This is a genomic window from Cytobacillus oceanisediminis 2691, from assembly GCF_007678455.1.
Taxonomy (GTDB): Bacteria; Bacillota; Bacilli; order Bacillales; family Cytobacillaceae; genus Mesobacillus; species Mesobacillus oceanisediminis_A.
This window is the reverse complement of sequence record NZ_VEEP01000013.1, coordinates 12,989-31,180: the sequence shown is the minus strand read 5'-3', so window position 1 is coordinate 31,180 and position 18,192 is coordinate 12,989. Positions and strand designations below refer to the sequence as shown.

Annotated in this window: 16 protein-coding genes and 1 riboswitch; of the genes, 15 read left to right on the top strand and 1 reads right to left on the bottom strand. The window is 45.8% G+C overall.

From position 1 onward, the window contains the following. Nucleotides 1–212: 212 nt before the first annotated feature. From FS736_RS21530 to FS736_RS21465, 14 genes are all read left to right on the top strand, one after another. A complete protein-coding gene (locus FS736_RS21530; protein WP_144481198.1) occupies nucleotides 213–989 on the top strand; it encodes a hypothetical protein in 777 nt (258 codons plus the stop codon). 66 nt (nucleotides 990–1,055) lie between these two features. Continuing rightward, nucleotides 1,056–1,237, top strand: a riboswitch (cobalamin riboswitch). A gap of 129 nt (nucleotides 1,238–1,366) precedes the next feature. Beyond that, nucleotides 1,367–2,323, top strand: a complete 957-nt coding sequence (locus FS736_RS21525; RefSeq protein ID WP_144481196.1) for an ABC transporter substrate-binding protein — start codon at nucleotides 1,367–1,369, stop codon at nucleotides 2,321–2,323. Continuing rightward, nucleotides 2,289–3,350 (top strand): FecCD family ABC transporter permease, encoded by a 1,062-nt coding sequence (locus FS736_RS21520; RefSeq protein ID WP_260983681.1) that lies wholly within the window; start codon nucleotides 2,289–2,291, stop codon nucleotides 3,348–3,350. Before FS736_RS21525 ends, FS736_RS21520 begins: the two co-directional genes overlap by 35 nt. Next, a complete protein-coding gene (locus FS736_RS21515) occupies nucleotides 3,347–4,825 on the top strand; it encodes a heme ABC transporter ATP-binding protein (RefSeq protein WP_144481192.1) in 1,479 nt (492 codons plus the stop codon). Before FS736_RS21520 ends, FS736_RS21515 begins: the two co-directional genes overlap by 4 nt. 5 nt (nucleotides 4,826–4,830) lie before the next feature. After that, the gene (locus tag FS736_RS21510) at nucleotides 4,831–5,214 is read left to right on the top strand and encodes a VOC family protein (RefSeq protein WP_144481190.1); all 384 of its coding nucleotides are present in this window, start codon (nucleotides 4,831–4,833) and stop codon (nucleotides 5,212–5,214) included. A gap of 452 nt (nucleotides 5,215–5,666) precedes the next feature. Then, a complete protein-coding gene (locus FS736_RS21505; protein ID WP_144481188.1) occupies nucleotides 5,667–7,139 on the top strand; it encodes a SulP family inorganic anion transporter in 1,473 nt (490 codons plus the stop codon). A gap of 77 nt (nucleotides 7,140–7,216) precedes the next feature. Further along, nucleotides 7,217–7,636 carry a universal stress protein gene (locus tag FS736_RS21500; protein WP_144481186.1) on the top strand — a complete coding sequence of 140 codons (420 nt, stop codon included), beginning with the start codon at nucleotides 7,217–7,219 and terminating at the stop codon, nucleotides 7,634–7,636. Between the two features lie 506 nt (nucleotides 7,637–8,142). Next, nucleotides 8,143–9,225 (top strand): D-alanine--D-alanine ligase, encoded by a 1,083-nt coding sequence (locus FS736_RS21495; protein WP_144481184.1) that lies wholly within the window; start codon nucleotides 8,143–8,145, stop codon nucleotides 9,223–9,225. Between the two features lie 72 nt (nucleotides 9,226–9,297). Next, nucleotides 9,298–10,677, top strand: a complete 1,380-nt coding sequence (locus FS736_RS21490; RefSeq protein WP_144481182.1) for a UDP-N-acetylmuramoyl-tripeptide--D-alanyl-D-alanine ligase — start codon at nucleotides 9,298–9,300, stop codon at nucleotides 10,675–10,677. Nucleotides 10,678–10,810: 133 nt separating this feature from the next. Further along, nucleotides 10,811–11,521 carry an alpha/beta hydrolase gene (locus tag FS736_RS21485; protein WP_144481180.1) on the top strand — a complete coding sequence of 237 codons (711 nt, stop codon included), beginning with the start codon at nucleotides 10,811–10,813 and terminating at the stop codon, nucleotides 11,519–11,521. A gap of 329 nt (nucleotides 11,522–11,850) precedes the next feature. Next, nucleotides 11,851–13,329: a degradosome RNA helicase CshA gene (gene cshA / locus FS736_RS21480; RefSeq protein WP_285848157.1), complete on the top strand. Its 1,479-nt coding sequence runs from the start codon at nucleotides 11,851–11,853 to the stop codon at nucleotides 13,327–13,329. Between the two features lie 458 nt (nucleotides 13,330–13,787). Then, nucleotides 13,788–14,753: a UV DNA damage repair endonuclease UvsE gene (gene uvsE, locus FS736_RS21475; protein ID WP_144481178.1), complete on the top strand. Its 966-nt coding sequence runs from the start codon at nucleotides 13,788–13,790 to the stop codon at nucleotides 14,751–14,753. A 184-nt stretch (nucleotides 14,754–14,937) separates the two neighbouring features. Next, entirely contained in the window at nucleotides 14,938–15,420 is a 483-nt protein-coding gene (locus tag FS736_RS21470; RefSeq protein WP_144481176.1) for a PH domain-containing protein, read from the top strand. Next, nucleotides 15,413–16,861 carry a PH domain-containing protein gene (locus FS736_RS21465; protein ID WP_144481174.1) on the top strand — a complete coding sequence of 483 codons (1,449 nt, stop codon included), beginning with the start codon at nucleotides 15,413–15,415 and terminating at the stop codon, nucleotides 16,859–16,861. Before FS736_RS21470 ends, FS736_RS21465 begins: the two co-directional genes overlap by 8 nt. Nucleotides 16,862–16,978: 117 nt before the next feature. Here FS736_RS21465 and FS736_RS21460 read toward each other — a convergent pair whose 3' ends face one another. Beyond that, a complete protein-coding gene (locus FS736_RS21460; RefSeq protein ID WP_144481172.1) occupies nucleotides 16,979–17,563 on the bottom strand; it encodes a rhomboid family intramembrane serine protease in 585 nt (194 codons plus the stop codon). A gap of 147 nt (nucleotides 17,564–17,710) precedes the next feature. On the opposite strand from FS736_RS21460, the gene acpS reads away from it, so the two are divergent. Further along, entirely contained in the window at nucleotides 17,711–18,064 is a 354-nt protein-coding gene (gene acpS / locus FS736_RS21455; RefSeq protein WP_144481170.1) for a holo-ACP synthase, read from the top strand. The last annotated feature ends 128 nt before the right edge of the window (nucleotides 18,065–18,192 follow it).

Here is an 18,192-nt window from a genome sequence, read left to right as displayed (position 1 = left end):
AGGTAATATGTCCCTATAAGTATTAGACGAATGACAGGAGGGTTTAGTTTCTTTTGAAAAGGGATTCTTTTAACTGGAAAGGTGGATAATAATTATGTTTTTGAGGATTCAAAATAAGATATTTTTCACCGTTTTTGTTAGAATGGAAGAAGCGTCATTTGTACGGAGCCGCTGGCATTCTGCAGCTTAGAATTTTCCGGGAGGTTTTGCTGTTGAAAAAGAACCATCCTTATAGCAGGGATTTATTATATCTCCACATGAACGAACGGGACCATTATGTACTTTCGCACGGAATCGAATTCCATGAATTTTCGAGGTCGCTGCCTGATCCATTTAACCATCTTTTGCTGTTGAAGCATCGCTATGAGGATGGCGAATTCAACAGGCATACTTTATTTGAGTATGTACCAGGAGATAGTGCCGAAAAGCTGGTAGGAGCCAATGTACATGCATATGGGGATTTTTGCTGGATTGATTTTGAGGAAGTGGAAGCACTGAATGTGCTGACGGCCCAGGAAATTGCCGAACTTCTTTATCTCGGGCATATCAAGCATCATTTGAAGCTGCCTTTTTACAATCAGCTTAATAATCGTTTTGTGTACCTGTCCAATGAGGACGGCTGGTTCAATAAGATCTATTACCGCAATTTCAATGACTTTTTCCGCATGCTTGGCAATGTCCTGTCAGGAAAACTCGGAGAAATGAAACCGGAAAAAACGCTGCTTGGAATCCGGAAAAAGAAGTCCTATCCATCTGTAAGCAAGGAAATCCTGAAATCACTGATACCAGCCTTGAAGGAAGGGGCTGTGTTTTCGCTGAAGAATATCCAGCAGAACCGCAACAAGATTGAAATACCGATCTGGATTATCGGAGATTTTGCCAACATGGATGATATGCAGGATGAATATAAAGAAGCAAGCCGCAGCAATCCTGACGGCAGGCTTGTTTTCGATAAAAAGTTGAAGGAATGGAGCTTGCTTGCACAATAAGTCGAAAAAACAAAATTTTTGCAGCAACTTTTGGCAATTCGTGTATAATGAGTTGGAGCGGAAAATTACATAACGATCTGAACAGGTGTCTTTTATAACAAGACTTAATAGGGAAGTTGGTGAAAATCCAACGCGGTCCAGCCACTGTAAATGGGAGCAAGCTGCAACATGCCACTGTACAAATGTATGGGAAGGCGCAGCGAGCATTGACCATGAGCCAGGAGACCTGCCTGTCCATTGCACCAAGCAAACCTACGAGGATAGGGAGGTGCCGACAGGCTTTATGTCTTTTTTGATAAAAACATTTGCTTACTCGGACATCTCCCCTTCAGGTGGAGATGTTTTTTATTTATATCGAAAAAACGGAGGAGAAGTAAATGAAGAAATTATTGTTGATATGGGTGGCGGCTGCCATGATCCTGGCTGGCTGCGCTACTGGTGCACAGCCAGAAAAAAAGGAAGGCGAAAAAAACGCGCAGGAACAGAAGACAGGATTTCCTGTCACGGTAAAAGATGCGTTTGATGAAGAAGTTGTCATTGAAGAAAAGCCTGAAAAGATCATTTCCCTGATTCCGAGCAACACGGAAATCGTTTATGCGCTTGACAGCGGGGACGCAATTGTCGGCGTCACAGATTTCGACAATTATCCAGAAGAAGCAATGTCTAAGGAAAAAGTCGGCGGAATCGAGTTTAATATTGAAAAAATGATCTCGCTGAAGCCGGATCTTGTCCTTGCCCCTGGGTCCACCGCAGACACGGCCAAAGAAGGTCTGCAGCAACTAAAGGACGCAGGAATTGCGGTTGTCGTGGTGAATGATGCGCAGTCATTTGAAGAAGTGTATCAGTCAATCGAGATGATTGGAAAATCGATTGGTGAGACTGAAAAAGCAGCCGAGCTAGTAGATTCGATGAAAAACAGCTTCACAGAACTGAAGAAGAAAGCGGAATCCATTAAGCCAGAAGAGCAAAAGACTGTATTTGTTGAGGTCTCGCCTGAACCGGAAATCTACACCGCCGGCAATCATACGTTTATCAATGAAATGCTTGAGTTGATTGGTGCGAAGAACGCTGCCGGTGACATGGAAGGCTGGCCGAAAGTCGACCCGGAAGTCATGGTTGAGCGTAATCCGGATGTCATTGTGACAACCTATGGATATTATACGGAGAAGCCAGTTGAGCAGGTGCTTGCGCGGAAGGGCTGGAACACTGTAAAAGCGGTCAAGGACCAGCAGGTATTCGATGTCCACTCCGATCTTGTTACCCGTTCTGGCCCAAGGCTCGCTGAAGGAGCGGAGGTACTTGCAAAAGCCATTTACCCGGACGTTTTTAAATAATAAAGGATTAGCATATGTTTTTGCTGCAGCATTTTTGATCATCTCAATGCTGCTGGGAATATCGATCGGAACGGTTTCCATTCCTGTACCCGCTATCATCAAAATCATTGGTGCTGACATTTTCCGTTTTCAGGGAGAGGGAATCGATCCGATGCATGCAAGTATTGTTATGGAAATCAGGCTGCCCCGCGTGCTGCTGGCAGGACTGGTTGGCGCGTCACTAGCGATTGCCGGTGCCGCGTTTCAGGGCCTGTTGCGAAATCCGCTGGCAGATCCCTATACACTCGGGATTTCTTCAGGTGCCTCCATTGGTGCGGTCGTTACGCTGTTTTTTGGCCTCTCACTGCCGCTGATCGGTGCCTTCACCTTGCCGGTGCTCAGCATTCTGTTCGCATTCGCCACTGTGTTGTTTGTGCTGTTTTTTGCCCGGAAAGTCGACAGGCTGCTCAGGGTGGAAACCATTATTTTGACGGGAATCATTTTAAGCTCCTTTCTAGGGTCGTTCATTTCGCTTATGATTGCTCTCTCAGGCGAAGAGCTGAGGCAAATCATTGGCTGGCTGCTCGGCAGCGTATCGATGCGCGGCTGGGAGTATATAAAAATCATTTTTCCTTTCTTTATGATTGGTCTGGTGATTTTACTGGCAAATACAAGGGAACTGAATGCGATGTCCTTTGGCGAGGAACGGGCTCAGCATCTCGGCGTCAATGTCGAGCGTCGGAAGCTTTTGATTTTGCTGTCGGGTTCCCTTTTAACAGGTTCAGCGGTTGCTGTATCGGGGACGATTGGTTTCGTTGGTCTCGTCATTCCGCATCTGACCAGGACTGTCTGGGGACCTGACCATCGTCATTTGCTGCCGTTATCGGTGCTGATTGGCGGTGGATTCCTGATTCTTGCTGATTTAATATCCCGGACTATCATCGCACCCTCGGAATTGCCGATTGGCGTAATCACGGCATTAATCGGAGCACCGGTTTTTGGGTTAATTTTAATGAAAAATCGCAGGGAAAGAAGTGCTGGCCGATGATCACAGTGAAGAATTTGACAGGCGGATATGCGGGCGGCGAGGTGCTGAAGGAAATCTCCTTTGAGGTTGGCAAGGGTGAGTTGTTCGGAATTCTTGGACCAAACGGAAGCGGGAAAACCACGCTGTTAAAAATGATCAGCGGCGCTTTGGAATTCCGGGAAGGTGCCATCGAGCTGGATAGCCGGCCATTGACCCAGTATACACCGAAGCAGCTTGCGAGGATGATGGCAGTCCTGCCGCAGCATTCTGACCAGGCCTTCCCGTATAGTGTGAAAGAGACCGTTTCGCTTGGCCGTTATGCGCACCAGAAAGGGTGGTTCCACAGCTGGAGTGATGAGGATGAAGAGATTGTCCTCAAGGTGATGGACCAGACAGGGATCACCCATCTCCAGGAGAAATCGATCGTTGAATTATCCGGCGGCGAAAGGCAGCGGGTCTATCTTGCGCAGGCACTGGCACAGCAGCCGAGGATTCTGCTGCTTGATGAGCCGACGAATCACCTTGATCTCAGCTTCCAAAAAGAGCTGTTGGACTTGCTGAAAAAATGGGCTTTAGAGGAGCAGTTGACAGTCGTCTCGATTTTCCATGATTTGAATCTTGCCTCGCTATATTGTGACAGGCTGCTGCTGCTGGATAACGGTGAGGTGCTGATTGTCGATACTCCTTCTGAGGTTTTAAAAGAAGAGCGAATCAAGGCTGTTTATAAGACACAGATCAAAAACCACCCGCACCCGGAAATCGCCCGGCCACAGCTGCTGCTTGTTCCCGAATCAGACGGCAATGAAGCTGCCAATTTTAAAATAGATGCCAGGTTTCTTGAATTCAGTCTCGACCGGATTACACTAAAGTCACCGATGAAATTAAGGACAATGTCTTCAGGAATAACGGGTGCAGGAATTGGCTGGCACAATTCCTTTGTACACCGTGTTGTCCCAATGGACTATAATTGCAGCGACCATAAAGCAGAAATGGCTGAGTATCTGCAGGCGAATGGTTTTCTGCCGAGCGAGACTGTTGCGATGATGACGGCTGTTCCTGCGGAAACCGCATCACGCCGTTTTTTCGAAGCTGACGGATTATCGATCTTCATTATGGTCTCGGCAGGCAATACGCATCGCGAGAGCCCAAGGAATATCAATACATGGCTGTTCATTAATGGCCGAATCTCTGAAGAGGCGTTTATCCAGAGCGCAATGACTGCAGCTGAGGCAAAAATGAGCGCTCTGCAGGAGCTGGAAGGAAACAACCTGTTGATTGCCGGACAGAACATCGGCATTTCAACTGACAGCATTTGTATCGCCGCAACCCAGCAGGGGGAAGAGATTTCCTACGCAGGGACAGCTTCGCCGCTAGGCAAACTGATCAGCGAGGGGATTTATGCCTGCACGAAGGAAGCGATCCAGAATTATCGAGCTGGGAGAACTTTAATGAAGGAATCTGGCCAATCCACCTCGAATGTAAAACTAAAGAGGTGATGACGATGGAAATGAAAATGGGATATGTGATTTTATATGTTTCCGATCTGGAGAAAACAAAGCATTTTTATGGCGAGCTGCTGGGCCTGAAACTCCGAAACGAATTTGGCACCTATATCGAATATGAAACAGGCAGCACAGTGCTTTCAATGAACACAAGGGAAAGCGGCCGTGAAATTACCAAGCTTCCAATCCCGGATGGAATCAGGAATGAACAAACCTTCGAGTTAGGCTTCACAACAGAAGATGTCCAGGGCGCCGTAGAAAAACTGCGCACCGCCGGAGTCCCGATCCTGCTCGAACCAACCGAAAAACCATGGGGCCAGGTCGTTGCCTACGCAGAAGACCCGGATGGACATTATATTGAAATATGCACACCGATTGGTTGAAAAAAAGTCCTGCAGCTCACTGAGCTGCAGGACTTTGATCGTTTATTGAGTTAAGAATTACAGTTATTAAGGCCACTTGTGCCCGAAAACCGAGAGAAACCGGAACTTCGGTAACAAGTATGCTCAACATGTGCCCGAGAACGGAGAAAAGTTGGAATCACGGTCACAAGGAGGGATATCTTCATGTAAAAATGTCCTGGAATCTCATAACAAAGTTCCGTTTTAAAAAGCTTTAAACAAGCAAGCTAGAAGGCCGATTTACATTTTAAGGTTTTTACTTTATCTATGTGAAAAACGGAGATATCAGTCAATATTTGAAGAAATACATAAAAAATAGCGCTTACAACAATGGTTGATAGCTTTAATAAATATGTTATGATGAATTCTGTTTTTATCGGACCCGGCTTGCTTGAGAGTAGGAAGCCATAAAATAAAAATTAAGGGGTGTTTACTTGAATACTAATACAATTAAAGAACAATGGTTTGGCAACGTGAAAGGGGACATCCTTTCAGGGATTGTCGTTGCGCTTGCTTTGATTCCTGAAGCGATCGCCTTTTCGATTATTGCTGGTGTTGACCCGATGGTAGGACTTTACGCTTCATTCGCTATTGCTGTGACAATCGCGATTGTCGGCGGCCGTCCTGGCATGATTTCAGCCGCGACCGGTGCGATGGCGCTGCTGATGGTGACACTTGTTGCTGACCATGGTTTGCAATATTTGATGGCAGCTACAATTTTGACAGGTGTCCTGCAGATTCTGTTTGGTGTGTTTAAATTGGCAAGATTCATGAAGTTCATTCCGCGTTCCGTTATGGTCGGTTTCGTGAATGCACTTGCGATTCTGATTTTCATGGCACAGCTTGAGCAATTTGTAGATGCTACATGGGTTATGTATGCAATGGTAGCGGGCGCGCTCGCAATCATCTATCTTTTTCCGCGCATCACAAAAGCAGTTCCATCACCACTTGTAGCGATTATCGTCATTACAGTAATTGCTCTGATGACGAAAAGTGATGTGAGAACAGTTGGCGACATGGGGAATCTGACGGCTGCATTGCCAACTTTCTTGATTCCTGATGTACCATTCAATCTCGAAACATTAAAAATCATCTTCCCATATTCATTGGCTATGTCGATCGTTGGTTTGCTTGAGTCCTTACTGACGGCTTCAATCGTCGATGACATGACAGATACTTCAAGTGATAAAAACAAAGAAAGCCGCGGCCAGGGAATTGCGAATATCGTTGCCGGATTATTCGGCGGCATGGCAGGCTGCGCAATGATCGGCCAATCCGTCATCAATGTAAAATCTGGCGGCAGAGGCAGACTGTCTGCGCTCGTTGCCGGTACATTCCTTATGTTCCTGATTCTTGTGTTAGGAAATATCGTTGTCCAAATTCCAATGGCTGCCCTTGTAGGAGTCATGTTCATGGTATCTATCGGAACATTTGACTGGTCATCCATTAAAGGCATGGCAAAGACTCCTGTTACAGACTCAATCGTCATGGTTGTCACCACTGTAACAACAGTGTTTACGCATGACCTTTCAAAAGGTGTATTTGCCGGAATCATTTTAAGTGCGATTTTCTTTGTCGCAAAGATTTCAAAGGTAAAAGTTACTTCAACACTTGATGTTGCCGCTGAACGCCGTACGTATTTTGTTACAGGACAAGTATTCTTCGCGTCCGTTACAGATCTGCTTGAATCATTCGATTTGAAAGAAACAGCAAAAGAAGTCGTCATCGATCTGACTCATGCCCATGTGTGGGATGATTCAGCGGTTGCGGCTATTGATAAAATCATCATCAAATTGAGAGAGAACGGTAACGTGGTCCGTTTGCAAGGCTTGAATGAACCAAGCTCCCACTTGATTGACAAATTGGCTGTTCACAAACGAGAAGGCTCAAAGCTTACGGGACACTAAAATAAGTTTGAAAAAGCACGTTGACGAATCAGCGTGCTTTCTTTATATATTAGATTATGGAAATGGAGGGGAATGAGATGTTTAATAGAATCTTGCTCGCTTCAGATGGTTCCGATCATTCAGTGCGAGCTGCGAAAAAAGCGGCAGAATTGGCCAAGCTTAACGGTGACAGTGAAATAACTGTAGTTTATGTTGTTGATGGACAAACTTCCAAAGAGGATGTCCTTCATAATGCGGACCAGACAGTGGTCGAGGAGAAAAGGAAAGCTAGGCTTCAGCCTGTAACCAATATGCTTGAAGAAGAAAACCTGGACTACAAGTTTGAAAAATTGCTCGGAGAACCTGGACCTGCGATTGTTGATTATGCAAACAAGTACCAGTTTGATATCGTGGTCGTCGGCAGCCGCGGTTTGAATGGTCTGCAGGAAATGGTCCTAGGCAGTGTCAGCCATAAAGTCGCAAAACGGGTGAAAGCGCCGGTTTTAATCGTAAAATAACCAGCGTTCAGGGAATCCTGAGCGTTTTTTCTTTAAAAAAAATAAAACAGATGTTTGATTCCGTTTCAGAATCGGAAATTGGAGCGAGAATCAATTTATATAGCGAAAAATCAGTTTTTATAGCGACTTTTCCATTTATATAGCGAAAATCAATTTTTTATAGCGACTTTCCCGTTTTTATAGCGAATTGGAAATTTCGACGGTTTTTTGCCAGTAAAACAACCGGCCAATTAGCGGTGCCTCCATCAACAAGAACCTTTTTAAAAAATGACCCTTACCTGTGTTGTCCTTTCACGATGTTCTTAGTTAAGTCATATAGTACATTAGGCATTTGGATCAGGAACGGATGCCTATTGCTAATTTTGTGTTTCCCGCAGGTTTCATGCATGTAAAACAGGAAATAGTATAGCTGGAGAGCAAATATTAAATATTGATAACAATTCCTTAATTAAAAAATAAAGTGGTAAAATAATAAGCGGATTGAATTTTATTGGAGGTCTATTTTTATGAAGACAAGAATCGGGCTGCTGTACGGCGGCAAATCGGCTGAACATAAAGTATCGATGCAGACAGCTTTGGCTGTGACGAAGGCATTGGATTTTGAAAACTACGAGATTTATCCTATATACATAACGGAGGAAGGGGAGTGGGTCAAGGGACCGCAGCTGAACGCGCCTGCTGAGAACGTCAAACAGCTTGAATTCGCGGATGGCTCGAATCTGCCAACCCCTTCGTTTACTCCGGCTTTATTCCAGGCTGGCGGAAAGGAAGAGGGCAAGACGCTTGATGTCATCTTCCCATTGCTGCATGGACCAAACGGTGAGGATGGCACGGTTCAGGGTTTGCTTGAACTATTGAACCTTCCTTATGTCGGAAATGGTGTTCTTGCCTCATCGGCAGGGATGGATAAAGTCATCATGAAGAATATTTTCGCTCAGGCGGGATTGCCGCAGGTGGATTATGTGTCAGCCCTTCGGAGCGAATGGGAAAAGGACAGCGAGAAGGTATACGGTCTAGTCGAAGAAAGACTTGGTTACCCTTGCTTTGTAAAGCCTGCGAACCTTGGATCGAGCGTGGGCATCAGCAAGGCGTCCAATAAGCAGGAGCTTGAAGAGGCATTCAAAGAGGCATTCCAATTCGACCGCAAAATCATCGTCGAGCAGGGTGTTGTGGCACGAGAAATCGAAATCGGCGTTCTTGGTAACGATGAGCCTGAATGCTCGGTCGTTGGTGAAATTGTCCCTAAGAAAGACTTCTATGACTATAAGGCGAAGTACGAAGATGGCGATACGGCAATGATCATTCCCGCAGAAATCACTGAGCAGCAATATGCAGATATTAAGGAAATGGCGATCACAGCTTTCAAAGCGCTTGATTGCTCGGGCCTCGTTCGTGCTGACTTTTTCCTGACAAAGGATGGTCAGTTTTTGATCAATGAAGTCAATACAATGCCTGGATTCACTCCATTCAGCATGTTCCCGCTTTTATGGAAGCACGCAGGTGTCGAATATCCGCAGCTGATCGAAAAGCTGGTGAACCTGGGAATCGAGCGCCACACTGAAAAGCAGAAGATCAAATATACATTCTAAAAATGCTTAACATCCAGGGGGACACGGAGGAACAAATGGCCGTGTTCTCTCTTTTCATGGGAGGAAATCTGTATGATCCAAAAAACTTTAGCACAAATCGCGAAAATGGCAGGCGGGCTGAATGATGTAAGCAAATTTGCTGATATCGAGGTCAAGGGTGTTTCGATTGACACTCGCAAAATTGAAGCAGGGAATCTATTTGTTCCTTTTAAAGGTGTGCGGACAGACGGACATAAATTTGTAGTGGAAGTCATCCAGAATGGCGGAGCTTCTGCGGCCCTCTGGCAAAAAGATGTGCCGAATCCTCCGAAAGACCTTCCAGTCATCATCGTCGAAGACACGACGATTGCTCTTCAGGAACTGGCAAGAAACTACCGGGATTCACTTGATATCAAGGTTGTCGGGATTACCGGCAGCAACGGCAAAACGACAACAAAGGATATGACAGCAAATCTGCTTGCCCAAAAATACAAGGTTCAAAAAACAGAAGGGAACTTCAACAATCATCTTGGACTTCCGCTGACGCTTTTGCGTCTTCGGGAAGATACAGAGGTTGCCGTGCTTGAAATGGGGATGAGCAGCAAGGGTGAGATTGATTTTTTAACTAAATTGGGTCGTCCGGATGCTGTGATCATCACAAATATCGGAGAATCCCACCTGCTTGATCTTGGTTCAAGAGAAGCCATTGCTGATGCGAAACTGGAAATCATCACTGGCCTTCAGGAAAATGGTCTGATCATTTTTCACGGAGATGAACCGCTACTGCAGGAAAGACTGCAGGACTATAAGGGAAATGGCGTACTTAAAACATTCGGGGCAAGCCGGGAGAATGATTTGTATCCGGTTGATATCGAGCCTATGGAGAATGGCAACAAGTTCACAACGAACATTGTCAGTGACACGTTCTATTTGCCGGTCCTCGGAAACCATAATATCCTGAACGCCTTGGCAGCCATGCTTGCCGCAGAGTTCCTGGGCGTTCCTTTTGAAAAAATGAACGACGGCTTTGCCAGCTTGAAGCTGACAAACATGAGGATGGAGCTTTCAGAGGGAGCTCATGGCGAAAAAATCATCAATGACGCCTATAACGCGAGTCCGACATCCATGAATGCGGCGATTGACCTTGTTGCCAATTTGTCTGGCTACAACCGCAAAATCCTTGTACTCGGTGACATGCTCGAGTTAGGGCCGCTGGAGGAAGAATACCATTATAAAGTGGGGACTTCCCTTGATGCCGATAAGGTGGACTACGTGTTCACATACGGCAAGCTGAGCGAATCGATCGCCAGAGGTGCAAAAGAAGTCCTTGGTGAAAACAGGGTCTTTGCTTTCGATGATAAACAGCAATTGAGTGAAGAACTGAAAAATTATGTAACCGATGAAACAATCGTTTTGGTAAAAGCATCACGCGGTATGGCGCTTGAGGAAGTCGTCCAGGCGCTTCAAAAATAACCAGCAAAAAAGATGTCCTTTAACCGGGACATCTTTTTGGTGTTGATTTGTAATGCTTTATCGAGGAAATTCTGGGTTAAATCATTTAAAATGGGGAAAGATTAAATACGAGAAAAACTAATGGGTGATGGTTATGATAGGTTGTCTGCTGATCCATGGATTTACCGGAGCTCCTTATGAAGTTGAGCCTTTAGCCCAGTCATTAAAAGCGCGGACTGACTGGAAAATAGTTGTTCCCACCCTTCCTGGACATGGCGATGAGCTAAGTTTGAAGGGAATAAAGCATAACGAGTGGATTGACCATGCTGAAAGGGAACTGAAAGCTCTATTGAATGAGTGTGATACCGTATATGTAGTCGGGTTTTCGATGGGCGGTCTGATTGCCAGCTATCTGGCCTCAGCCTATCCGGTCGATAAACTGGTCCTGCTTAGTGCCGCTGCCTATTATGTGAATCCAAAGCAGCTTGCATTCGACATCAGGGAAATGATGAGAGATACTGTAAAAGGAAAATTGAAGGAAAATGAGTTGTTCAGGCGTTACACGAGAAAAATCAAAGAAACACCCATGACCGCAACCTTGCAGTTTCGCAGGCTTGTAAACCAAATCAAGCCTATTCTCAACGATGTCAAGGTGCCTACCTTGATCGCCCAGGGCGAGAGCGATGGCATCGTCCCTCCCAAGAGCGCCCGTTATCTTTATGAAAACATCGGCGCAAAGGAAAAACGGCTGATTTTTTATAAGAACTCCAAACATCTGATTTGCCACTGCGACGAAAAAGAACACCTTTTTGATGAAGTATATGATTTTTTGACCTCCAAACCGAGAGAGGGAATCAGCAGCTGAAGCTTCGTCTCGAAAATTGCTTTTCCTGACTAAAGATGGTATGATGAATATTGAGTGTCTAACTGAGAAAATCCTTTAAGCGGACATACTCCCGTGCTGGAGAATGTCTTTTTTTGCTAATATTTCAGGTTCTGTGCTTCAGCATACGCAAGCGACTGCTGATTCAGCCCTGCTTAAAACACAAGGTGCTAACACCTATTTTGCCGTAAAGGTACGATAAACTAACCAGAATCAGAAATGATTTGGATCCTTAAACAGCCACTTAAATAAACGAAGCATCGGAAGAACCGGTGCGGGATAAATGTGAACATAAAGGAGAATGAGCAAAGTTGACAATGTTCCAAGACATGGGGATTAGCCCCGCAACATTAAAAGCTGTAAAGAATATGGGTTTTGAGGAAGCAACTCCGATTCAGGCAGAGACGATTCCAATCAGCCTTCAAAATAAAGACGTGATCGGCCAGGCACAGACAGGTACTGGTAAGACTGCGGCTTTCGGTATTCCTCTAGTGGAAAAAATCAAGAAAGAAAACCATAACATCCAGGGAATTATCATCGCGCCAACCCGTGAATTGGCTATCCAGGTTTCCGAGGAATTATATAAAATTGGTGCTGGCAAAAGAGTCGGCGTACTTGCTATCTACGGCGGACAGGACATCAACCGCCAGATTCGCGCACTGAAAAAAGGTCCGCATATCATCGTCGGAACACCAGGACGTCTGCTTGACCATATCAACAGAAAGACAATCCGTCTGGATAATGTCGAAACAGTCATCCTTGACGAAGCAGATGAAATGCTGAACATGGGCTTCATCGAAGATATCGAAGCCATCCTTGCGCAAATCCCTAACGAACGCCAGACATTATTGTTCTCGGCAACAATGCCGGGACCGATCCGCAAGATCGCTGAGCGCTTCATGAAGGACCCTGAAGTTGTTAAAGTTAAAGCAAAGGAAATGACTGTTCCTTTAATCGAGCAATACTATGTTGAGGTTCAGGAAAAGAACAAGTTCGACGTCCTTACTCGTCTTCTTGACATCCAGTCACCGGAACTGGCAATCATCTTCGGACGCACAAAGCGCCGTGTTGATGAGCTTTCTGAAGCATTGAACCTTCGCGGCTACACAGCTGAAGGCATCCACGGAGACCTGACACAGGCTAAGCGTATGTCCGTATTAAGAAAGTTCAAGGAAGGTTCAATCGACGTCCTTGTTGCAACAGATGTTGCAGCGCGTGGACTTGATATCTCTGGCGTAACGCATGTATACAACTTCGATATCCCTCAGGACCCTGAAAGCTATGTACACCGTATCGGACGTACTGGCCGTGCAGGTAAAGAGGGTATGGCGATCACGTTTGTCACACATAGAGAGACTTCATACCTTCATGTAGTGGAAAAAACAACTAAACGCCGTATGGAAAAAATGACTGCTCCAACCCTGGACCAGGCGCTTGAAGGCCAGCAAAGAGCTGTTATTGAAAAGATTACACAAACAATCGAGTCAAACAACCTTCAATACTACCGCCAGGCTGCAGATGAGCTATTAAAAGACCATGATGCTCAAACAGTCGTTGCATCCGTATTGAAAATGCTCACTAAAGAGCCTGATACAACTCCTGTTAAGCTTACTGAGGAAAAGCCTCTTCCAAACAGAAGAGACAAAAAGCCTCAAGGGGGCGACCGCAGACGTTACGATAACAGAGGCGATGGCCGTAAGAAGCCTTACAAGCCACGTTCTGGAACAAAACGCACAGGCGGTGGCGGCAGCAGAGAAGGCGGCAGCTACAAATCAAGATCATCACGCTAAAATAAACACGAAATCCCCGGTTGGTTTACTCAGCCGGGGATTTTTTATGCGATATTTGTAAAGTGGGTGTTTTTTTAGTGAATTGTTCACTTTATTGTATGAATCCTGCTGTTTTTAAGAGGATTTTAGAAAAGTAACAATCACTTTTTAGGATTTACCGACCGCATATTGGGTTGCACCCCATGAAATCTCCGCAACAGATCGGGATATTTTAATTATTCGACCACCTTTCAGAATATATCAATCACATTTCCGATTATATCGACCACATTTTGAAATATATCGACCACATTTGCCATTTTATCGACCACATTTCCAAATATATCGACCAACAGTCCGCCAAACTAGCTTAACTCTTCGTCCTGAATCTGGATATCGGCCGCATATGAACCGTAAGATTATAACTCGTCGCTCATGTTAGTTGGGCATACTATTGAAAAAAGAGTGGGGTGAATCTGATGACGATTGTGAGGCTGGGATATGTAGCGATGAGCGAGGAGTTGAAGAATGCTTCGCCGTCACAGACGATGACATTCAAGCAATTCCAGGGAATCAAGAACCGTGAAGCGGCGATCAATAAGCTTGAAAGAATCACGGTTTCCAATCTTGAAAACTGCCTCCGCCTTTTAAGGCACAGCAAGGCGAATGAGATTCACTTTTTCCGGCTTAGCTCCCGGCTGATTCCGCTTGCCAATCATGAGGAGCTTTCCGATTGGAAGTATATGCGGGCGTTAAAAAAGCCACTCAAGGAAATTGCTGATTTTTTACATGAGAATCCAATGAGGGTTGATTTTCATCCGGATCATTTTGTCCTTCTGAATACATTGAAGACCGATACGCTCAACAACTCGGTCAAGACGCTGGCGATGCACCATGCGTTATTGAAGGGGATGGGGATTAACCCTGTGCATCGCTGTGTCCTCCATGTAGGCGGCGTGTATGAGAACAGGGAGAAAGCCCTTGAACAATTCATCCATAACTGGGGGCTGGTCTCTACCAAGCTGCAAAGCATGATCATGCTTGAAAATGATGATACTTCGTTCACTCTGCATGACACGCTATATCTTTGCGAAAAATTGGGGATCCCGCTCGTGTTCGATTACCATCACCATCTCGCCCATCATGAGGATATAAACTGGGAAGCGCAATGGGAGCGTGTCGTCGGGACATGGGAACAATCCATGCTCCCTGTGAAGATGCATATATCAAGCCCTCGTTCGGAAAAAGAGTTCCGCGCACACGCCGAATATGTCGATGTAAAGATGTTCATGGACTTCCTGAACGGAATAAAAGGCTCCGTTCCTGAAATCCACTGTATGATCGAAGCGAAAAAGAAAGATCTGGCCCTGTTTAAGCTGGCAGAGGATTTAAAACAAATCCCGGAAATCGAAGTCATAGACGGCAGCAGCTTCCTCCTGAAATAGTCGATAAATTCCATGAGAACCAGGCTCCTGTCGAATGGGCTCTTCATTTGCCATTCACTCGTCGGATGGCCCCTTAGTGAATCTCATTCCCAGCACATTCCTTGCTAATTTAGTGCCCCAGGAGTGGGGAGTTGTTGTATACTTAGGAAGGTGCTATTAATTGGTAATAATGGGAGGATAACTTATGACGATTTCTGAGCCGCAAAAGCGGATTTCCGAGCGGGCTTTGACTGTCTGGAAAATTGCCGCTGGCCTTCACTCCCTGTTGGTTTGGCTATTGGCGGGCGGTCTGATCGCCATTACGATGATTTTTGATTTTCCAAATTGGATAATTGGAGCTGCTATTTCCGTGGCAGTTGTATATAGCTATCTGTTCATTTTTTTATTGCCGAAGCTGCGCTGGAAACGCTGGCGTTACGAAGTCAGGGAACAGGAGATCGAGCTTCAATATGGAGTTTTTATCGTGAAAAGAACGCTGATCCCGATGATTCGGGTCCAGCATGTTGATACGCTGCAGGGGCCATTGTTAAGGAAATATGGTTTATCGACGGTGACGGTGTCAACCGCTGCGACGGTCCATGAAATACCAGCGCTTGATATGGAGGAAGCGGAGAGCTTGAGAACGTCCATTTCCAGGCTAGCAAGGGTGGCGGATGAAGATGTCTGAGCCGAAAAGACTGCATCCAGTGGCCGCGATCGTCAATGCACTCCGACAGCTGAAAGAAATGATCATTCCATTCCTGATCTTCGTCGTCTTCGGCAGCAGGGGCACGGATTGGGACTTGTTTTATTTCATTGGGTCAATCGCGGTAGTCGTACTGGTGTTAGTATATGGGGTTCTGTCATGGTATAGATTTACATATCGAATCGAGCAGGGTGAACTAAGGATTGAATATGGACTGATTGTCAGAAAAAAACGGTACATTCCATTCGACCGGATTCAAAGCCTTGATTTGTCGGAAGGAATTTTACAGCGGCTTTTCGGGCTTGTGAAGGTAAAAGTAGAGACAGCAGGCTCCGGCGGGATGGGCCTGCAGGATGGCGAAGCGGTACTCACGGCCATCACGAAGCAGGATGCCCAGGAAATCCATGATTACCTGGTCTCCATCAAGAAGCATGGGCAAATCCAGCAAGGAGAAGAGGACCTGTCTTCAAGTGAAGAGGTACTTTATAAAATATCAGTTCCTGAGTTGTTGATGCTGGCAACGACTTCAGGCGGAGTAGGGGTTGTCATCTCCGCAGTGCTGGCGTTCGTGTTCCAGTTTGAAGAATTCATCCCTTATGAACAGATTTTTGATGGAGTGGAAAACTTTGTCCAAAACGGCGTTATTTTTATCAGTGTTGTCGTTTTCATCGGGTTTCTGCTGGCCTGGCTCATCGCGCTTCTTGGGACGATGCTAAAATACGCTAATTTTACCGTGAGGAAAGTCGACAATGATCTTGTCATAACCCGGGGGTTATTGGAGAAGAGGCAGTTTACGATCCCGTTGAATCGTATCCAGGCAGTCCGGATCAGCGAGAACCTAATCAGGCAGCCGCTTGGATATGCGTCGGCATTCGTTGAAAGTGCGGGCGGATCGGCGCTTGACCAGGAAAGCTCAAAGGTCCTCATACTGCCGATTGTGAAAAAAAGAAAAATCCCAGGCCTGCTTGAACCGTATTTGACGGATTACCATTTCCGCGTCAATCTATCGCCCGCACCTCCGCGGGCATACCGGAGATATTTGTTGAAAGGCTGGCTGTTCGTCCTGCCGGTCATCGCACTGGCCATCTGGTTTTTGAGGCCGTGGGGATACGGAGCGCTTATTCTGCTCGCTCTCTCGGCCATCTGGTCATACCTCAATTACAAGGATGCAGGCTGGAGTCTTGACGAAGGGATGCTGACATTCCGTTATCGGAACATGGCCAAAAACACTGTATATATGAGGAAAAATAAAATCCAATCCTTCAGTGTCAAACAAAGCTCTTTTCAGAAGAAAAAGAAGCTTGCCACTGTAGAAGCGATTGTCATGTCCGGACATGGCGGCGCCGGAGGCAAAGTCATCGATCTCGAAAAGCGGCACGCTGATCAAATTTATAACTGGTATTCGCATGAAATGCCAGATTAACAGGTCGAATGTTGTTTCACCCGAAATGCCAGAGTGAGGACAAAACCCTGGTATTTGCATGAAACATAAAGCACACATATTGAAAGATACGAAAAAAGCGCCTGCTGGGCGCTTTTTTTACCTTCTGTAGGCCGCCGCGCCAATCAGGAAGCCCGACAGCATTCCGAAAATATGGGCGGTAATGTTGATGTTCGACTGGACGAAGGTCATGATGACGGCGATGATGGCAATGGTCATGATTGTCTGCGAGTTCTCGCGCGACATCATCGCTTTCCGGAACATAATGATAGAAATATAGAAACCGAACAGGCCAAAAATTGCGCCGCTTGAGCCGACATGTGTATAAGTCAGCGGTTCAAGCAACAGGGTGGCGAGGTTCGCGGCAATCCCTGTAACAAGATATACCAGGATGAACTTTGTTCTGCCGAGCAGCTGCTCCAGCGCCGGTCCGAACAAGACAAGCGAAAAGCTGTTGAACAGCATGTGCGCAAAGCCGGCATGCATGAAGATGGGGGTGACGATCCGCCAGTATTCTCCGTTGACAACATACAGGTTCACTCCTGCCAAACGTTCAAACAGGTATTTGCTCGGAAAAATTGGCAATGCTGTCAGCAAGTATAATAAGATATGAATGAATATGATGAAGGTAATGACCGGGTAAAAGCGGATGTAGTCACGCAAGTTTTCAGTCCTTGTAAACATGGAAACCTCCTGGTTACTGATATCGTGAGGCTTAATCAAATCGCTCTGGTTTAATGATAATCCTATTTTAAAGGATAGCCCTAATTGGCAAAAGTTGTACACTATTTTGTATGCTGAATGAAGCTTTTTTAGAAGGGAGCTGTAAAAATGATCATCGGAACAGGAATCGATATTGTGGAAATCGGGCGGATCCGCAAACTGGTGGAGTCGCAGCCGCGTTTTCCTGATAGAGTGTTAACCGAGAAAGAAAGAGAAGTTTATCGTCAATTTAAGGAACGGAGGGCAATTGAGTTCCTTGCAGGACGATGGGCAGCTAAGGAAGCTTTTTCAAAAGCAAAAGGGACTGGCATCGGCAGGGAATTGTCTTTCATGGATATTGAAATCGAAAACGACCCGCATGGACGCCCGGTTATCACAAAGCCTTATATGGAAGGAATTCACCTGTCGATCTCTCACAGCGAGCATTACGCCATTGCGCAGGTAGTCATCGAAAAAATTTAAAATGCTTGTCAATCCCGGGGGCATATTCGCCCAGGTTGTCTCATATATTCATAATGCAGTAAGGGAGACAAGGCTAGGGCGGCGAGAATATGGCTGCACGAAGACTACTCAAGCAATTTTGCAGCCAG

What these genes read in the sequence shown, in the direction of transcription:
- FS736_RS21525 (WP_144481196.1), top strand. Translation starts at nt 1,367, where the DNA reads ATGAAGAAATTATTGTTGATATGGGTGGCGGCTGCCATGATCCTGGCT.
- FS736_RS21515 (WP_144481192.1), top strand. Translation starts at nt 3,347, where the DNA reads ATGATCACAGTGAAGAATTTGACAGGCGGATATGCGGGCGGCGAGGTG.
- FS736_RS21510 (WP_144481190.1), top strand. Translation starts at nt 4,831, where the DNA reads ATGGAAATGAAAATGGGATATGTGATTTTATATGTTTCCGATCTGGAG.
- FS736_RS21500 (WP_144481186.1), top strand. Translation starts at nt 7,217, where the DNA reads ATGTTTAATAGAATCTTGCTCGCTTCAGATGGTTCCGATCATTCAGTG.
- FS736_RS21495 (WP_144481184.1), top strand. Translation starts at nt 8,143, where the DNA reads ATGAAGACAAGAATCGGGCTGCTGTACGGCGGCAAATCGGCTGAACAT.
- FS736_RS21490 (WP_144481182.1), top strand. Translation starts at nt 9,298, where the DNA reads ATGATCCAAAAAACTTTAGCACAAATCGCGAAAATGGCAGGCGGGCTG.
- FS736_RS21485 (WP_144481180.1), top strand. Translation starts at nt 10,811, where the DNA reads ATGATAGGTTGTCTGCTGATCCATGGATTTACCGGAGCTCCTTATGAA.
- uvsE (WP_144481178.1), top strand. Translation starts at nt 13,788, where the DNA reads ATGACGATTGTGAGGCTGGGATATGTAGCGATGAGCGAGGAGTTGAAG.
- FS736_RS21470 (WP_144481176.1), top strand. Translation starts at nt 14,938, where the DNA reads ATGACGATTTCTGAGCCGCAAAAGCGGATTTCCGAGCGGGCTTTGACT.
- FS736_RS21465 (WP_144481174.1), top strand. Translation starts at nt 15,413, where the DNA reads ATGTCTGAGCCGAAAAGACTGCATCCAGTGGCCGCGATCGTCAATGCA.
- FS736_RS21460 (WP_144481172.1), bottom strand. Translation starts at nt 17,563, where the DNA reads ATGTTTACAAGGACTGAAAACTTGCGTGACTACATCCGCTTTTACCCG.
- acpS (WP_144481170.1), top strand. Translation starts at nt 17,711, where the DNA reads ATGATCATCGGAACAGGAATCGATATTGTGGAAATCGGGCGGATCCGC.